This is a genomic window from Pseudomonas cichorii, from assembly GCF_015471405.1.
Classification (GTDB): domain Bacteria; phylum Pseudomonadota; class Gammaproteobacteria; order Pseudomonadales; family Pseudomonadaceae; genus Aquipseudomonas; species Aquipseudomonas serbiensis.
On sequence record NZ_BLVZ01000001.1, the window covers coordinates 196,533 to 213,711 of the forward strand.

Here is a 17,179-nt window from a genome sequence, read left to right on the forward strand (position 1 = left end):
CTCAGTTTTTCCCCGTACCGATGGATTTGCCCAGTTCATCGACGGCTTTCTTGAGCAGGTTGGACAATACCTGTTCGACACGGCTCTCGGTGGTTTGCCCCGGCGCTCCGCTCGATGACAGATCTGCCAGTGCCGCATCCAGATCGTTGTTTTCCCAGGCTTGCAGCTGTTGCTGAGTGTGGCCGAGCTTCCAGCGGTACAGGGCGCTTGCGAAACTGCTGTTCTGCAGGGCCAGCAGCCGCCCGAGCTGCCAGGCGGCGCTGTAGCTGACATCGAACATACCGCTGGCCGGGTCGTAGCGCAGCAGTTCGTCGGGATGGCTGGCCGAGGGTTTCGGCATGGCTGTGGTGCTGACCGGCAACAACGGGCCACGGTACCAGGACACGCTCTGCTCACCGTTACGCAAAGCATGGTTCATCGCGCTGTAGCCGAGGCCGAAGGCATTCTCGACCTGCTTGTCGCCGCCAGCGTCCTGTGCGCTGGCCTTGTTCCAGGGCATGCGCAGCGCTGCGGGTTCAAGGGCTCTGAACAGCTGGGTAAAGTCCTGCTGCCCGTCGCGACAATTGAAGGTCCAGTTGGCCAGGCTCACCAGGCGGACGGTGCGTGTGCCGTCCGGTAATGCCTTGGACGGCTCACCCTCGTCCCCCGGCAAGTAGGTGGCGAAATTCTCCAGCGACACCAGATGCGCTACCGAGGAGTGCCCGGGGGCAGGCAGGCGATTGCCAACCACCACCGCATAGTCGAGCGGTGGCAGGCTGCCGTCGAGGCTGGCCTTGGCCTGGGGGGCGACACGACGCACATGGGCGTTCCAGCGCAAATCGTTGAGCGATGGGGCGATGGCGTTGAACAGATCGATATCCACATCGATCACCGTGACCGGGTCTGTGCCCAGCTCTCCGGGTTCCTCGCTGCGCTGGGGAAAGAACAGTGTGTCTTTGCCAAGCAGATTGGCCACGGTCAGTTGCTGCGGGGCAGGTGGTGGATCGTTTTCATCGAACAGCAGCACGGCCAGCCAGCTTGGCGGGGGCTCGTCCTCAGCGGTCGGTTTTACGGAGGGCGAGCGCTGCCAGGGCAGGGTGGCAGTGTTCAGCACCACGTGGGGCAACTGTCGAGAGAAATCACCGCGAGCGCCATTTTGCGGTGACTGGCTGTTTAGGAATGTCGGGGGTAGACGATAGCGTTCTCCCAGAACCACGAAGCCCTGGGTCGACTTGAAGGTGTCCTGCTCCACGCCACCGATTTCTACGGTCTGGCTGGCACTGATGCAGTATTCGCCGCTGGCTAGTGGCGGCAACAGGCAGGGGATGAAGGTCAGGGACTGGTTGCCCGGATCCTGGTGGAGAAGGCGTTCGGGGGGAGTCAACGGCACGCTGGCGGATTCCTTGGGATACCGCCGACGGCGGTGTAGTCGAAGCGAGGGAAGCGTTGTTTCATTCGGCCCCCAGTGAACACAGGTGCGGTGCCACGCGGAAAATGGAGGGCGCGTCGCTGGAGTTCTTGCTCAGGTCGAGAGTGGTGGCGGTGGTCTTTTGCTGCCGCTGCAGTGCAGCAAGGATGTCGTTGCGCGCCTTGCTAGACTGCGGACTGCTCAGGGATTCGCCTAGCTGTGCCAGGGTATTGCCCGATTCATAGGGAGCATTGTCGGGTTTGCTGTCCGAACACGTGATTTTAAGTGGTATCGACGTGGGCGCCTGGAGGTTGCTGATCAGGATGCTCAGGCCATCTTGCGCGATAGGCTGCGCGGGGAGCAGATCAAGGCCGGTCAGGGCGTTGGCAAGCATCGCCGAACCTTGCAGGGTGGCACTCCCATTGCCCCAAAGGCCAGCAGGTACGTTACCGAGCAGGGCCTGGCTGCTCCAGTTACCGCCATCCTGTTCATCGGTGCGTTTGATGCTCAGGCATAACGTACTGGTCAGCGACCCCTGTGGTTTGTCCATGGGGGCCACGCCCAGGCTGCGATTCCAGTTGCCTTGTGCCGGTGCCAGGGGACCGCTCACATGGGTAACCGGCACCGGGTTACTTAGTACCAGGCGCAGATTGGCGGGGTCGACCTTCCATAACAACTTGCTTTCTTGCGTGACGGTGTTTTTTAGCTCGACGGTGCCGAGCAGCCCACTCGGTGCGCTGATACCGATCAGCGGGCTCTGCGTGGGGGCTGGCTTGTCGGGTTTAAGAACGGTGGGGGCCGGAAGGAACGACTCGCGAAACTCCCCCCAGTCGATTGGTGTATTGCCGGGACGTTTCTGGGCACCGAAGTCGATGGTGAAGGACACCACCGACAGGTCGACCAGCGCCAGGCCACCGAAGTCAGGACCCCACAGGTCAAGATTGGCGTTGACCCGCGCATTGAGGGTGTAGGAGCTCAGCCACAGATCGACCTTGACCGAGACACCGATGCTGACAGTGGCGCTGATTCGGTAAGTGAACGGTTTGAAGCGGATCAGGAAGTTGGTCTGTATCTGGAACCAGGCTTGCACGCCGCTGCTCTGCCAGGTGGCATCGAGCAGGCCGCCGGCCATGATCACCGAGGGCGTCAGGGCGAAGTACAGCTCGCCCTTGATTGTCAGCTGGTCCGAAACCCGCCAGTTCAGTCCCAGGCGCGGGACCTGCGGATAGTGCGCCGGCACCTTGAACTGTGGATGGTAGCCGCCCAGGGTGACGACGAAGTCACCGGCATAGGGGCTGTTGCCGAACCACAGGTAGAAGGCGAAGCCGCCGGTCAGCCGCGCATCGCGACTGAACACCCATGAGGTGGACGACAACTGCGCATTCACTGCCAGCAAACCTTCCTCCAGTTGCAGGCTGGCCTTGAGCAGCAACTCGGCGTGTACCATCGTCAACGCCGGTTTCGCCGCCGTGGAGGGAGGCAGGCTCAGGGTGCTCTGGCCGAGCAGGGCGACTTCGCTGCGTGCCCCGAAGGACAGGGTCAGCAAGGCAAAGCTTTCGATCATCTTGAACGAACTGAAGCGTACTCCGGCGGCGAACCAGTCCTGATCGGCCGCGGGCTCGATGTACTTGCCGAGGTCAGCCTTTGCCTGCAGCTCGGTCATATTGCCCATCGCCGCCTGGATCAGCGGGAATTGCCCGACCTTGTCCACCTCCGGCAGGCGTAGCGCACGGTTGAAACCGACCCCGGCGGCCAGGCCGGTGACGAAGAAACACGGTGGGCCACCCAGCGGCACGTCGATGAAGGTGAAGGCCGTGAAGGACGGTCGATTGTCCGTCCCGGTGGTGTAGCTACCCAGTGCCGTGGCACCGAAGCGTCCGGCGCTGACCGTCAGTTGGCCATCGTAGGTCGGCTTTTCCCGGGTCCCGAAGCGACCCAGGGCACCGCCGATGCTCAGCGCCTTGCTGCGGTATTGCACGGCCAGCCCTGCCAGGTCGAATTCCAGCTTTCCGGCGGCACCCAGCAGGGGAATGTTCGCTTGCAGCCCGTTGAGCATGATGCTCAGACCACGAGTATCGAGGCCGGCATCGAGCAACACGGCAACGGCACCGCTGTCGGTCATGCTCAAGCCGATGCGCTGAAGGCGCAAGGGGCCGAGGGCGCGTTTTATCTTGATCCAGGCGACCTTGTCGGCGCTTGGTTGTTCTTCATCCTCCGGGAGTTCCGGTGCGGCATCTTCTTGCGCGTCTGGTTTGACTGGTGCTGCTGGCTTGACGGGCTTGATTGGCCCTGCCTCCTGGGGGGCTTTCGCTTTGCCGCCGAAGCGTGCCATCAGGGTTTTGCTCGGCTCGTTGCCCACCTTCAGGTCCACCGCCAGGGACAGGCCGCCATCGAACGATTGCCCGGACAGAGTGGCCAGCGTGCTGCTTGCAGGGATAGGCGGCAAGACCTTGCTCGCCGCGATCAGGCGCACGCGCTCGATGCCGAGGCGGTCGCTGCCGGCGGGTACCAGCTTGCCCGCCAGGGGAATGCTGTCCATGCCCAGTTCCAGATTGAGGCCAAGGTCCATGGCATACAGGTATCCCCATGGATCGTCCTTCGACTGGCGTCCGGCTACCAGCACCGCATCGCTGATACTGCGGCCGGTCGGGTCTTGCGTAGTGCTCAGTAATGCCTTGAACTCAAGGGCGAAAGACAGCGCATCGGACTCCGCCAGGAAAGTGAAGCCGGCTTTGCTCAGGCGCAGTTGCAGGCCTGCGGGCAACTCGCCTATCTGTGGCAGGTGCAGGGCGCGCAGAAGGTCATTCAAAGCGGGCGGACTGTCGTGGTTGGCCCAGTCGCCGGTAACTTTCCTGGTTTCACTGGCCAGATCGATTGCGATATTGAATTCGTTGTATTCATTGATGCGGAAGCCGCCCGCCAGTCCACCTGTGAACCCTTGCAGGTCACGCTGCATGCTCATTTCCAGGCGATGGAAAGCGAGGAAACGTTCATGGCCGATGTCGAACCTGCAGTCACCCTCGATGCTCAGCGCCGCACCGTACAAGGACTGTTCGGTCTTGGCCCAGAACTCCAGGCGCTCGATGGTCATCTCTCCCGGAAGATCGTGCTTGAAGACCTCTTTCACGAAGGTCGTCAGCGACGGTGCTGGCCTGGCCGGATCAAGGCCACCACTGAGGATCTTGCCTGGCAGGTGCCCCTTGACCAGCAATGGCAGCCCGCCCAGGGTGAACACGCCCTGGAGAGCGAAAGACAGGATACTGTTCCGGTCCTTTGGCCGCAGAGTACTGAAGCGCAGTTGCACATCGCTGAGGTTGATCAGCCCGGGGCAGATATCCAGGCCCTTGTCGCCAACGGCATGCAGCGACAGATAGGCGTAGCTCACACTGTGGCTTTCCCGGTTGAAACCACAAAAGGTTTCGTTGCGCCGCAGCAGTTTGGAGCCATTGCGGTACTGTGCCGGCAGGTTGCCATCAACCAGAGCAGCGTTCTCATTCAGGGGATTTGCCGGTGCAGAGCCCACCAGCCCCATGGAGATGGCAACTTTCAGAGTGGGTTCCTGGAGCAGCGTCAACAGCGTGTCTACGCCGATCAGGTCGCTGGCGGCGCTGTCCCAGCCGAACAGGCTGGCACCTTGTCCGGCACTGAGGTGCTTGCCATCCACCGCAGGTTGCTCGTCAGCGGGACGTACCTCGCTGACCTGATGCAACCAGCCGAGCGGAGCGCTGATGTCGCTGCTGGCGATCAGCAGGCTGCGGCAGGCTAGGGTAGCGAGAATCGGATAGGGAGCGTTCGGGAAGGCATCAATGAACTGCCAGTTCACCGGCAGGTTGATACCCAGCAGCACCATGCACCTTTCGCCGTCTGGCTGCACGCGCAGAAACACCGAGGGCTTTTTCACGCCCAGCAATGTCTCCTCTGCGTATCCGCGCAGGACGAAGGCCTGATCACTTTCGATCCAGCCCTGCTTGCTGTGCAGCGTCAATAGTAAAGGCAGACCGAGCGGTGTGAAGACCGCGTCGCAGGGCGTGCCCGGCAGTTTCGAGGTGTTCAGTACGCCCGATCGTTGCGCCTCGGGAAATCCTTGCCGCAGTTGTGCGAGCAGGTCTTTTGCGTTCATTGCGTATGCCGCCAGTGTTCCGAAGGCTGGGTGTTGCGAGCAGTTCTGTTGCGGCTGATGTCAGGAGTGCTGTATCTATTTTGTGTTGAACCTGCGTTCATTAGGAACATATTCGCCTTCAGAGACCAGTACCTCAAGGTTTTGTACCACGTTGTGGACTCCGGCGGCCTCAATCAGCGACGTGGGTGGCTTGACCGCCACGTAGAGATGGTTCTTGTCACCAATGGCAACCTGTAGCAGTTTGTCGATGCTGCTTTCGTCGACAGTTTCCTTTTCATCCGGCTTGGTGGCGTCCTTCGCCTTGAACTTGAACTGTTCGACCCCGAACAAGAAAGGACTATCGACTGTTGGGGTGCTGCCGGGGAGATCCAGCTTGACGTCGTAATGGTCCTCACCGAGGGACAGACGGAGGTTGATCGATATCTTCATTGCGCACTTCTTGTGAGATTGATGTTATATAGCCATTATGCGTAATTTCCTGTTCAGGTGAAAGAGCGATATCGGGCGGCATGGTTTGCGGGCGGACGCTTGTGAGGGCCTTGTTTGTACGACTCGATATCGAGTCGTGCCCGACAGCTTCCCACGTCAGATTTTGTAACCGGTCACTGCTTCAGCGTATTTTTCCGGATATGACCATTCTGCAAGATCATCGCCAGACGCTCGCCTTGACCTACCAGACAATCAATATCGGTCAGCGGGTCGCCGTCCACGACCAGCAGGTCGGCCAGTGCGCCGGGTGCGATGCAGCCCAGTTCACCCTCGCGCTGAAGAATCTGTGCAGCCACTCTGGTGGCGCTGCGCAGGGCCGCAAGATTGCCCAGCAGTTCGGCACGAATCTTCAGTTCGTGGCTCTGGTATTCATGCATTTCACCGAGCAGGTCCGAGCCGTACCCCATGGGCACGCCCGCTTCGGCGAACAGCAACAGGGCATTGCGTCCGGCCTGACGCACGTCTTCGATCTTGGCGACCGAGTCTGCTGGCAATCCGAAGCGTTCCCCATACTGGGCGAGCATTTCATAGGTCACTTGAGTCGGTACTGCAAACGCACCTTTTTCTGCCATCAGGCGGGCGGTGTCGGCATCCACCAGATTGCCGTGCTCGATGGTGCGCACGCCGCATTCGATGGCCCGGCGAATGGCGCGTGCCGTGTAAGCGTGAGCCATTACATAAGTGTTGGCGGCTTCGGCCTCGTCGACGATGGCGCGGATTTCGGCTTCGCTGTATTGGGTGTTGGCAATCGGGTCGGTGGGTGAAGACACGCCCCCTGACGCCATGATCTTTATCTGGTTCGCGCCTTGTTGCAGTTCTTCGCGAACCGCCAGACGCACATTGTCGACCCCATCCACCACTCGAGCGATAGCCCCGGCGCGGAAGCAGCAGGAGCAGGGTTCATTCAGCAGAAGTTCGCCACGGGCGCGCATGTCGCCGTGGCCGCCTGTCTGCGACAAGGCCTTGCCCGACGCAAAGATCTTTGGCCCGGGGATAAGCCCCAACTGGATGGAGCGGGCCAATGCCCAGTCGGCACCGCCGGCATCACGCACGGTGGTGAAACCGCGTTGCAGCATGGCTGCCAGGATCGGCAGTGCGCGATACATGATGATGGCGTTGGGTTGCAGGGCATTGAAGCCCAGGTTGGCATTGGAGGCCAGAACGTGAACATGGCAGTCGATGAGGCCGGGCATCAGCGTCTTGCCACCCAGATCGATAATCCTGGCCCCGGCTTCGGCGGGTTCGCCGGCAGGGCGTACAGCGACAATACGCTCGCCCTCGATCACGACTTCCTGGCCGGCAATCAATTGACCCAACTGAAGATCAAGCAAGCGACCGTTGCGCAGTATCAGGCGGGAAGAGTCAGTGTGATTCATTGAAGGGCTCCAGTCAGAGGACGATGTGATACGTGCTTCCGGTCGCGATAGAGCATCGCGCCGGTGCCGCTGATGAGTGCTGCAAACATGATGTAGAACGCGGGGGCCACGTTGCTGCCGGTCGAGGCGATCAGCCAGGTGATGGTGAACGTGGCGAAGCCGCCGAAGATCGTCACGGCGAAGTTGTAGGCCACCGACAAGCCCGTCGAGAGCACGTGGCTTGGTAGCAGCTCGCCGAAGGCGGCGAGGATCGAACCGATGTAACCCGAAATCAGCAGGCCGAGCACCACTTCAAATACCAGCAGCGAAAACAGCCCCGGCATCTGGTTGATGAAAAGAAACATCGGGTAGGCGCTGAAGAAAATGGCCACTGCCGACCCCAGGAGCCATGGCCGACGACCATAACGATCAGCAAGCGCGCCGACTATTGGCGTTGCCACGATCAACACAGCGCCGCCCATCATGCCCGCGCTGAATCCCATCCATGAAGGCAGGCCGAGCACCCGTTGGGCGTAGGAAGGAATGTAGAACAGGACGGCGTAGGTACAGACTGTCCAGAGCACGACCAGCGAGAAACTGATCAGGGTCTGGCGTGGGTAAGTGCGAAAGACTTCACGCAGGGGCGACTCGACAGGTTTGCTGGCGCTGTAGACAGGCGTCTCATCGACGCGGCTACGAATATAGAAACCCACCGGGCCGATCAGGGTGCCAATCAGAAAGGGCACCCGCCAGCCCCAGCTTTCCAGTTGTGCCTGGGTCAGGTAGCTGGACAGGACGGCACCCAGCGCGGAGCCGAGCAATACGGCCACGCCAATGCTGGCTTGAATCCAGCTGGAGTAGAAGGCTTTCTTGCCTTCGGGTGCGTGCTCGGTCAGGAATGCCGTGGCGCTGCCCATTTCACCTCCGGCCGAGAAGCCTTGCAGCAGGCGCGCCAGCACAATCAGTACCGGCGCCATCAGGCCTATCTGCGCATAGCTGGGAGTGATGGCGATGATCAGTGTGCCAAGGGCCATGAGCAGAATGGTCAGCGAAAGTGCCGCCTTGCGCCCGTGCTTGTCGCCATAGATGCCCAGCACGATGCCACCCACCGGGCGCATGAAGAAGCCGACGCCGAAGGTTGCCAGGGCCAGAAGGTAGGAAGTCAGCTCATTGCCGGTGGGAAAGAACACCTTGGCGATGATGACGGAAAAGAAGCTGTAGACCGTGAAGTCGAACCATTCCAGGCCATTGCCGATGACCGTGGCGATAACGGCACGACGCGCCTTTTGATTGTGGGTGCGTGATGGAGAGGCGTGTTCAGTGCTCACTTTTTGACTCCTGCATGCAAGACATGCAGGAAGCAACCCTGCATTTATAAGGGGGCAGAGTTGAAAAGTTGAAACATTATTCGGATCTAATGCCCGGTTGCGTTCGAGATTAGGCTTCGGCCTGGATTTGAGAAAGCGATCATTACGCAGGTTTGCATGCGTATTGCGCATGCAAGTAACCGCGTGTCAGCTCGCAATCTCATTGGTCAGCCATTTCTCGAAGGCACGGGCGGCGCGTCTTGGAATCTTGCCGCTGGGGGTGAGCAGGTAATAGCCGCCGATGGCACCGATATCCGAGTTGCATGCAGGCACCAGGGCACCGGATTGCACATGGCGATCAATCATCGGTCGCCAGCCCAGCACAATGCCATGACCGGCGATGGCCAGATCCACGAGCACCGGGTAGAGATTCACGGTCATGCGCTGGTGGATCAGCGAAGCATCTACACCCTGGCGACCGAACCAGTCGTTCCACGACAACCACTGGCGTTGGCCGTCTTCGAGCATCAGCAGGCAATGGTCGAGCAATTGCACCGGCTCAAGCGTCTGTCCGTTCAGATAGTCCGGTGAGCAATAGGCGTTCACCGATTCGGCAAACAGCAGGCGGCTGTCCAGGCCGGGAGGTGATTGCTCGCGCAGGAAGTACAGTGCCAGATCAAACTCCGCCCGAACCAGAGAGTCCAGCCCATCGACCACGCGCAGGCGTATGTCCACTGCCGGGAATTCATCCTTGTAACGACCCAGCAAAGGGCCAAGCCACAGCGCCGCCACACCGCTGGAGCAGGCCAGCGTCAATTGCTGTTCACCGCTGTGGGTAATGACCTGAGCCGTAGCTTCGGCGCACTGAGTCAGTATCCGATGAATTTCCTCGGCATAGATTTGCCCCGCCACGGTCAGATGAATGCGCTTGTGCTCGCGACGAAACAGCGCCCGACCCAGAAAGTCTTCCAACTGCGCGACTTGTCGGCTGATTGCGCTTTGGGTCAGGTGCAGCTCGGCGGCTGCCCGGGTGAAACTGCCGTGGCGAACGGCGGCTTCAAAAGCAATCAGGTTCTGCAGTGGCGGAAGGGGTTCTATACGCACAGAGACTCCGTATTACAAACCGTCCGGGAACGGTGTCGACAGCAGCCAGTCGCGGAACACACAGAGCGCTGGCAGGTTCTGGAAACGTGTTGCGTACACCAGATAGTAATTGCGGCCACTGTCCATCGGCTCGAACAGCGTGACCAGCTCGCCGCTGTTGATTTCATCCTGCACCAGAATGCGCGGCACCAGAGCCACGCCGATACCTGCGGCCACGGCCTGAATCAGGTGCGCGGTCAGCTCGAAACTCGGACCGGGGCGCATGATGTGGTGATCGAGCTGGTTTCTGTCGAACCAGTCGGACCAGGCGTTGGGCCGCGAAACCACGCTCAGCAGCGAGTGCTGGGCAATCTGGCCTGGCGTCATGGACTCATGGCCAGCCAGTGCCGAAGGGCTGGCGATAAGCACCAGTTTTTCCGCAATCAGCGGATGGGCGATATAGCCCGGCCAATTGCCTGTGCCTGCACAGATGATCGCGTTCATGTCGCTGGCCGCAGGCATCAGGTCGGCATGCACGATGCGCGAGTGGATATGCACCACATGGCCCGGATGTCGGGCGTAAAAGTCATGCATGCGTGGCAGCAGCCACTTGGAGCCGAAGGTCGGCAGAACGGCGAGGTGCAGGGTTCCGCCTTCGGATTTGTGGGCGATGGTCTGCAGCGTTGCACTGCGGATTCGCCCAAGGGCTGCCGCCAGTTCATGCTGATACAGCGCGCCCGCCGTGGTCAGTTCGATACGTCGGCCATCACGCTTGAACAACTCGACTTCCAGTTGTGCTTCAAGGGCCTGCACCTGGCGACTGACGGCGCTTTGGGTCAGAGCCAGTTCATCGGCAGCCTTGGTGAAGCTGACATGACGCGCCGCTGCCTCAAAAGCGATAAGCAGCGACATCGAAGGCGTGAGTCTTCTCGGGTTCATTCATAAAGCTCATGGAAAAACTACAGGTTTTACATTTGCTCTCTTGGTCATCAAGCCTGAAAATCAGCGTAACCGTTGATAAAGCCTGGTTTCAGAGCGCTCTGAAGCATACGTGCTTTACCTATAAAAGTTTGCATATAAAAAGCCTCGCCTGTCAGGAAGCCACCATGATTGCCCTCTTGAAACCGACCTCCGCGCAGGTCGATCACTATGACCGTTTCCTCAATGCCCTGGCGCAGGAGGGGTTTCGAGGCGAAATCGCAAGGGATCATGGTTCGCGAACCGTTCTGGCCACCGATAACTCGATCTATCAGCGCATGCCCCAGGCCGCAGTGTTTCCTCTCGACAGTGCCGATGTCGAGACTCTGGCGCGACTGGCCGGACGTGCCGAGCACAAACAGGTCGTACTGACGCCACGGGGCGGTGGTACCGGAACCAACGGGCAATCGCTCACCGATGGCGTGGTGGTCGACCTCTCGCGGCACATGAACAGGATTCTGGAAATCAACGTCGAGGAGCGCTGGGTTCGCGTGCAGACCGGCGTGGTCAAGGACCAGCTCAACGCAGCACTCAAGCCTCACGGGCTGTTCTTCGCCCCGGAGCTGTCCACCTCCAACCGCGCAACGGTCGGCGGCATGATCAATACCGATGCCAGCGGACAGGGCAGTTGCACCTACGGCAAGACCCGCGACCACGTACTTGAGCTGTCGACAGTACTGCTCGGTGGCTCGCGCATACACAGCCTGGCCATGGGGTCCGATCAACTGGAGTCTGAGCAGGCCCGAACCGACCGGGCAGGGGACGCTTATCGCTGTGCCCGCGAAATTGCCGATACCCAGGCGCAGTTGATCAAGGACGTCTTTCCGCCGCTCAATCGCTGTCTGACCGGTTACGACCTGGCTCACCTGCGCGAGACCGACGGCCGTTTCAACCTCAATAGCGTGCTGTGCGGCTCGGAAGGTTCGCTGGGCTTTATCGTCGAAGCCAAGCTCAATGTGCTGCCTATTCCCAAGCATTCGATCCTGGTCAACGTGCGCTATGCCGGTTTCATGGATGCCTTGCGTGACGCCAAGGCACTCATGGCGCTCAAGCCGCTGTCCATTGAAACCGTGGACTCCAAGGTCTTGATGCTTGCCATGCAGGACATCGTCTGGCATGGCGTGGCCGAATACTTTCCTCAGGACCCGGATACCCCGACGCTGGGGATCAACCTGATCGAGTTCTGCGGCGACGAAGCCAGCGAAGTGGAGCAGCGCGTCCATGCCTTCGTTGAACATTTGCAGAACGACACCTCGGTGGTTCGGCTGGGGCACACGCTGGCGGTGGGCAGCGCAGCGGTCAATCGGGTCTACGCCATGCGCAAGCGTTCGGTAGGCCTGCTGGGCAACGTCAAGGGCGAGGCCAGGCCTCAGCCTTTTGTCGAAGACACCGCCGTACCGCCTGAAAACCTTGCCGATTACATTCAGGAATTCCGGGCATTGCTGGACAGCTACAACCTGCAATACGGAATGTTTGGCCATGTGGACGCCGGCGTGCTGCACGTGCGGCCGATCCTGGACATGAAAGACCCGGCGCAGGCCGCGTTGGTACGCCCGATTTCCGATGCGGTCGCGGCCCTCACCAAACGTTATGGCGGCTTGCTCTGGGGCGAACACGGCAAAGGCCTGCGTTCGCAATATGTGCCGGAATACTTCGGTGAGTTGTACCCGGCGCTTCAGGCACTCAAGGCTGCTTTCGACCCGTTCAACCAGCTCAACCCCGGCAAGATCGCGACGCCCGCGACCGTACCGGCTGCCCGGTTGACTCTGGTGGATGAAGTGAAATTGAGGGGCGATCTGGATCGCGGTATCGACGAGCGTGTCTGGCAGAGCTACGAAAGCGCCGTCCACTGTAACGGCAACGGTGCCTGCTACAACTACGACGCCGACGACGCCATGTGTCCGTCCTGGAAAGCCACCCGCAACCGCATTCATTCGCCAAAGGGCAGGGCCTCGCTGGTCCGTGAATGGCTGCGCCTGCAAGGTGAACATAATATCGATGTGCTGACCGCCAGCGCCCGTGCCCGTTCTGCCAATGTCATCAAGAGTCTGGTCAGCAAGACCGCCAACACTCTGGGCAGGCTACGCGGGCAGCAAGACTTTTCCCATGAAGTCTATGATGCCATGGCCGGTTGCCTGGCCTGTAAATCCTGTGCTGGGCAGTGCCCGGTCAAGGTCAATGTGCCGGAATTCCGCTCGCGTTTCCTGGAGCTTTACCACAGCCGCTACCTGCGTCCGCTGAAGGATTACCTGATCGGCTCACTGGAGTTCAGCATTCCGTATCTGGCTCGTTTCCCGAAACTCTACAACGCCATAATGGCTGCCAAACCGGTTCGTTACCTGCTTGAACATGTGGCGGGCATGGTGGACAGCCCCTTGCTGAGCCTGATGGATTTCCGCGCCGCCTGTGCCCGCTGGAATGTCGGCATCGCTACGCCGCAGCGTCTGGCTGCACTGTCTGAACAGGAACGCAAGCGTACGGTTATCCTCGTTCAGGACGCTTTCACTCGTTACTTCGAGACCCATCTGGCGGCTGACTGGCTGGAGCTGATTTCGCGTCTGGGTTATCAGGTTTACCTCGCGCCATTTGCACCAAACGGCAAGCCGCTGCAAGTGCAAGGTTTCCTGGCGGCCTTCGAGAAGGCTGCCAGTTTCAACAGCCAATCGCTGCGCAAACTTGAGGCTTATGGCATTCCGCTGGTAGGGCTTGATCCGGCCATGACGCTGGTTTACCGGCAGGAATACAGCAAGACACTGGGCAGCGAAAATGTGCCCACGGTGTTGCTGCCACAAGAGTGGCTGGCTGCTCAGCTGGAAGAGTCCGGGCAGGTTCAGTCGGGCGAAACCTATTACTTCCTGCCGCACTGCACCGAGAAAACCAACGAGCCGGGCAGCGTCGGTCTGTGGCAGAAAGCCTTTGCTCGCACCGGCCTCAAGCTTGAAGTGCTGGCCAGCGGCTGCTGTGGCATGTCAGGCACCTACGGCCATGAAACCCGGAATGCCAAACACTCCGACACCATCTACAGCCAGTCCTGGCAACCGTTGGTGGCCCGTCACAATGGTGAGGGGCGGCTGGTTGCCGATGGCTACTCCTGCCGCAGCCAGGTCAAGCGCCAGGACGGGCAAGTGGTGCAGCATCCGTTACAGATATTGCTGGCTCATGTAGGAGTAATGCCTGTCAGTCAAGAGACGGTGATTTCAAAAAACAGGTGATCCGTGGGAGGGGCCTTGGCCGCGACAGCAGTATGAAGGCGCTGAAAATGTGTTGCCTTCACACTGGTCGTCGCGGCCAAGGCCCCTCCCACAAATGGCATGTACGCCTTCTTCGCGAATGGCCTCAAACCAGATAGCGCCGAAACCATCCCACGGTCCTGTCCCAGGCCAGATTGGCGGCGGCTTCGTCGTATCGTGGTGTGGAGTCGTTGTGGAAGCCGTGGTTGGCGCCGGGATAGATATAGGTTTCGTAATTCGTGCCAGCGGCTTTCAACGCCGCTTCATAAGCGGGCCAGCCTTCGTTGATGCGCGTATCCAGCTCGCCGTAATGAATCATGATCGGAGCCTTGATTCGCACGACGTCTTCGGACTTGGGCTGGCGGCCATAGAAGGAAACCGCTGCTCCCAGCTCCGGATAAGCCACGGCTGCGGCATTGGCGACGCCTCCGCCATAGCAGAAGCCGGTGATGCCGACCTTTCCGGTGCTTGCGTCATGCTTCATCAGCCATTCGATAGCCGCGAAGAAGTCGTTCATGAGTTTTTCAGGATCGACTTTCTGTTGAAGCTCGCGGCCCTTGTCATCGTTGCCCGGATAACCGCCCACCGAGGACAGGCCGTCGGGTGCCAGCGCGATGAAACCTGCCTTGGCTACGCGCCGGGCGACATCTTCGATGTAAGGGTTGAGCCCACGGTTTTCATGGGCGACCACTATCGCAGGCAGCTTGCCGCTGGCTTTCGCCGGACGCACCAGATACCCACGTACTTGCCCATGACCCTTGGGTGAAGGGTAATTGACGTATTCGGCAATGATATCCGGGTCGGTAAATGCCACTTGTTCGGCCAGCGCATAGTTCGGGCTGAGCGAGGCCAGAAGGGCTGTGGCGGTCATGCCTCCCAGAGTGAACAGGGCGGCACGGTCAAGAAATTCTCGTCTGTTGATCTTGCCGTGTGCGTAGTAGTCGTACAGCTCAAGCAGTTCAGGGGCAAAGTCTTTGGCGGTGAGACGATCCATCTGCATGCTTCCTGTCAGATCATTGGGTTGTCTATTAAAGCAGCTTTGATGTTGAGGTGCCGTTCGTGACACCTCGACATCCGGTCAGGATCAGAACTCCAGCGTGACCCCGGTATACAAGGCACGTCCATCGCCCGGCGAGTGCAGGGAGTCGACGGCGCCGTCCGGGTCATACCAGACGTACTCGTAATAACGGTTGGTCAGGTTCTTGAGTTGCAGGTCGACACTGACCGACTCGCTTACCTTCCAGGTAGCGCCCAGGTTCATCAGCACATAGCCGCCATAGGTGCCCTGAGTGTTTTCCCGTTCCAGATAGTAGTTGGTCTGGCCGTTCATCCAGGCCGTCAGTTGCAGGGCCGGAGTCGCCTGATACGTCATGCCGGCGTTGTACACGTGATGGGGAACATGGTCGATTTCCCGGCCTTTGCTGTTGGGCAATGTAGCGCTGGGCTCAAGGATTTTCGAGTATTGCCATGAGTAAGCCATCCATATTTCCGTGCGCTCGTTCGGGTGCAGGTTCACCTGCAGGTCATAACCCCAGCGCCGGGTTTCACCGACGTTGTCCGATTCCCCGCTCGGGTCGTTGAGCCGACGGCTGACCTCGCCACTGGCTTCCTGCTGCCAGTAGGCGATCCGTCCATCAACCCAGCTGGCGGGAGTGAATTTGATCCCGGTTTCCCAGCCTTCGTTGATCGACGGTTCCAGATCGGTATCCCGTGGCGGAATCTTGTAGGCCGCAGCCCCTGTGCCTACCTGAAAGGTACGTCCCCAGTTGGCATAGAAACTGGCCACATCCCAGGGCGAATACACCACGCTGAGCTTTGGTTGCTTGATCAGGCCATAGTCATTGATGTCGTAATCCAGGCCGGTCATTTCATTGGTGAAGTCGCCCTGGATCTTGTCGACCCGATAGGCCGGGACAATCTTCAACGACTCGAAAGGCTTGATCTCGGCCTGGACATAAGCACCGTAGGTGTCGAAGTCGAATTGCTGGTCTCGGGTCTGGGCCTGGCGAACCCGATTCAGGGTCCGGTAGCGTTCGCTCTTGTTTTCCTGCTGCTGCATGTCCGCTCCGCCTTCCAGGGCAAAGTCGTACAGCCAGCTGACTTCCGGGCGCCAGGTCAGGGAGGTGAGGGCGCCGTACTGGGTTTCATAGGCATCCCGCTCCTGTTGCGAGGTGGTTCTCCAGTACTGGGTCCAGCGTCGGTCGTCAAAGGTGTTGATGTAGGTTTTCGCGGACCATGCCAGGGTGTCTGCAAGATCCGTATCGAAATGCAGGCTGACCTGATTCATGCGCCGCGTGCCCTTGTCCGTGGCGTTGTAGCTGTTGGTCATGGTCGGGTGGCGGCTGGCATTCTCTTCGCTCAGGTATCCGGGCTCCTGGGCTTCGGTTTCGTAATGCCGGGCAATCAGACCGATGCGATAGCTCTCGTCGTCCGGGGTATAGAACCACTTGCCGGACATCGAGAATTTCTCGGCATCGGAATGATCGCGATAGCCTTCGGATTTCTGATAGGCGAAGAAATAGTTCTGGCTCCAGTTACTGCTCTCGAAGCCTTTGGAAAGCTGGGTTTCCTGAGTATTGAAGCTGCCGTAGCGAATCCGGGCCTTGGTGTAATTGCCGCCGGTGCGGGTCAGCATGTTGACGTTGCCCGCGATATTGTTCAGGCCGTAACGCGCATCGCTGGTGCCGCGCACGACTTCGATGCTGTCCAGTTCCATGGGGAAAATCATGTCCATGAACGGCATGTTGCCGTCGTTGCTGTTGCTCGGAATGCCATCGATCAACAGCTTCACCGCGTTGATTTCGCCTTCACCGTTAAAGCCGCGAAAGGAAATCTTGCCGGAAGTCGTGCCTTGGTTGAATTGGGTAAGGATCACGCCTGGAGCACGGCTGAACAGCTCCCAGCTGTAATTGACCGGCATCTTTTCAAGGATATCGCCACCCAGAATATCCACCGAGCTGAGCACACTGCTGGTGCTCAGCGGGCCGCTGCTGTTGCCTTGAACGGTCACGGAGCCGAGGGTCAGGGTCGAGTTCTCGACCTGGGTTTCGGCCAGAGCGGCGGATAGCGGCGTCAAGACGAATACCCCGCAGGTCAGTGCCTGACAGACCGAGCGGGACACGGGAATATGCATTGCGCGTGGCAATGTAGAAAAAACAGGCATAACAAAAACTTCCTGATGACCAAGAGACTTCAAGGGCGCGAGATGGCCGATCAGGGCATTCCCGCGC

The 17,179-nt window shown here is 59.7% G+C and carries 10 protein-coding genes; 1 reads left to right on the plus strand and 9 read right to left on the minus strand.

Annotation, left to right across the window (positions count from 1 at the left end):
- Position 1: 1 nt before the first annotated feature.
- The 7 genes from JL015_RS00775 to JL015_RS00805 form a co-directional block, all read right to left on the minus strand.
- The gene (locus tag JL015_RS00775) at positions 2 to 1,369 is read right to left on the minus strand and encodes a hypothetical protein (RefSeq protein WP_201017016.1); all 1,368 of its coding nucleotides are present in this window, start codon (positions 1,367 to 1,369) and stop codon (positions 2 to 4) included.
- Positions 1,370 to 1,430: 61 nt separating this feature from the next.
- Positions 1,431 to 5,507, minus strand: coding sequence for a DUF6603 domain-containing protein (locus JL015_RS00780; RefSeq protein WP_201017017.1), 4,077 nt, complete (start codon positions 5,505 to 5,507; stop codon positions 1,431 to 1,433).
- A gap of 75 nt (positions 5,508 to 5,582) precedes the next feature.
- Positions 5,583 to 5,936, minus strand: coding sequence for a hypothetical protein (locus JL015_RS00785; protein ID WP_201017018.1), 354 nt, complete (start codon positions 5,934 to 5,936; stop codon positions 5,583 to 5,585).
- 173 nt (positions 5,937 to 6,109) lie between these two features.
- Positions 6,110 to 7,372, minus strand: coding sequence for a metal-dependent hydrolase family protein (locus tag JL015_RS00790; RefSeq protein ID WP_201017019.1), 1,263 nt, complete (start codon positions 7,370 to 7,372; stop codon positions 6,110 to 6,112).
- The gene (locus tag JL015_RS00795) at positions 7,369 to 8,679 is read right to left on the minus strand and encodes an MFS transporter (RefSeq protein WP_201017020.1); all 1,311 of its coding nucleotides are present in this window, start codon (positions 8,677 to 8,679) and stop codon (positions 7,369 to 7,371) included. Before JL015_RS00795 ends, JL015_RS00790 begins: the two co-directional genes overlap by 4 nt.
- A 186-nt stretch (positions 8,680 to 8,865) precedes the next feature.
- Positions 8,866 to 9,762 (minus strand): LysR substrate-binding domain-containing protein, encoded by an 897-nt coding sequence (locus JL015_RS00800; protein ID WP_201017021.1) that lies wholly within the window; start codon positions 9,760 to 9,762, stop codon positions 8,866 to 8,868.
- A gap of 12 nt (positions 9,763 to 9,774) precedes the next feature.
- Positions 9,775 to 10,680 carry a LysR substrate-binding domain-containing protein gene (locus JL015_RS00805; RefSeq protein ID WP_201017022.1) on the minus strand — a complete coding sequence of 302 codons (906 nt, stop codon included), beginning with the start codon at positions 10,678 to 10,680 and terminating at the stop codon, positions 9,775 to 9,777.
- Positions 10,681 to 10,847: 167 nt separating this feature from the next.
- On the opposite strand from JL015_RS00805, the gene ydiJ reads away from it, so the two are divergent.
- Positions 10,848 to 13,931, plus strand: coding sequence for a D-2-hydroxyglutarate dehydrogenase YdiJ (ydiJ, locus tag JL015_RS00810; RefSeq protein ID WP_201017023.1), 3,084 nt, complete (start codon positions 10,848 to 10,850; stop codon positions 13,929 to 13,931).
- A 124-nt stretch (positions 13,932 to 14,055) separates the two neighbouring features.
- Here the strand turns inward: ydiJ and yghX are convergent, their stop codons facing one another.
- Both yghX and JL015_RS00820 read right to left on the minus strand, forming a co-directional pair.
- A complete protein-coding gene (gene yghX, locus JL015_RS00815) occupies positions 14,056 to 14,943 on the minus strand; it encodes a YghX family hydrolase (RefSeq protein ID WP_201017024.1) in 888 nt (295 codons plus the stop codon).
- A gap of 90 nt (positions 14,944 to 15,033) precedes the next feature.
- Positions 15,034 to 17,082 (minus strand): TonB-dependent receptor, encoded by a 2,049-nt coding sequence (locus JL015_RS00820; RefSeq protein ID WP_236250136.1) that lies wholly within the window; start codon positions 17,080 to 17,082, stop codon positions 15,034 to 15,036.
- Positions 17,083 to 17,179: the final 97 nt, after the last annotated feature.

What these genes read in the sequence shown, in the direction of transcription:
- JL015_RS00780 (WP_201017017.1), bottom strand. Translation starts at nt 5,507, where the DNA reads ATGAACGCAAAAGACCTGCTCGCACAACTGCGGCAAGGATTTCCCGAG.
- JL015_RS00785 (WP_201017018.1), bottom strand. Translation starts at nt 5,936, where the DNA reads ATGAAGATATCGATCAACCTCCGTCTGTCCCTCGGTGAGGACCATTAC.
- JL015_RS00790 (WP_201017019.1), bottom strand. Translation starts at nt 7,372, where the DNA reads ATGAATCACACTGACTCTTCCCGCCTGATACTGCGCAACGGTCGCTTG.
- JL015_RS00805 (WP_201017022.1), bottom strand. Translation starts at nt 10,680, where the DNA reads ATGAACCCGAGAAGACTCACGCCTTCGATGTCGCTGCTTATCGCTTTT.
- ydiJ (WP_201017023.1), top strand. Translation starts at nt 10,848, where the DNA reads ATGATTGCCCTCTTGAAACCGACCTCCGCGCAGGTCGATCACTATGAC.
- yghX (WP_201017024.1), bottom strand. Translation starts at nt 14,943, where the DNA reads ATGGATCGTCTCACCGCCAAAGACTTTGCCCCTGAACTGCTTGAGCTG.
- JL015_RS00820 (WP_236250136.1), bottom strand. Translation starts at nt 17,082, where the DNA reads ATGCATATTCCCGTGTCCCGCTCGGTCTGTCAGGCACTGACCTGCGGG.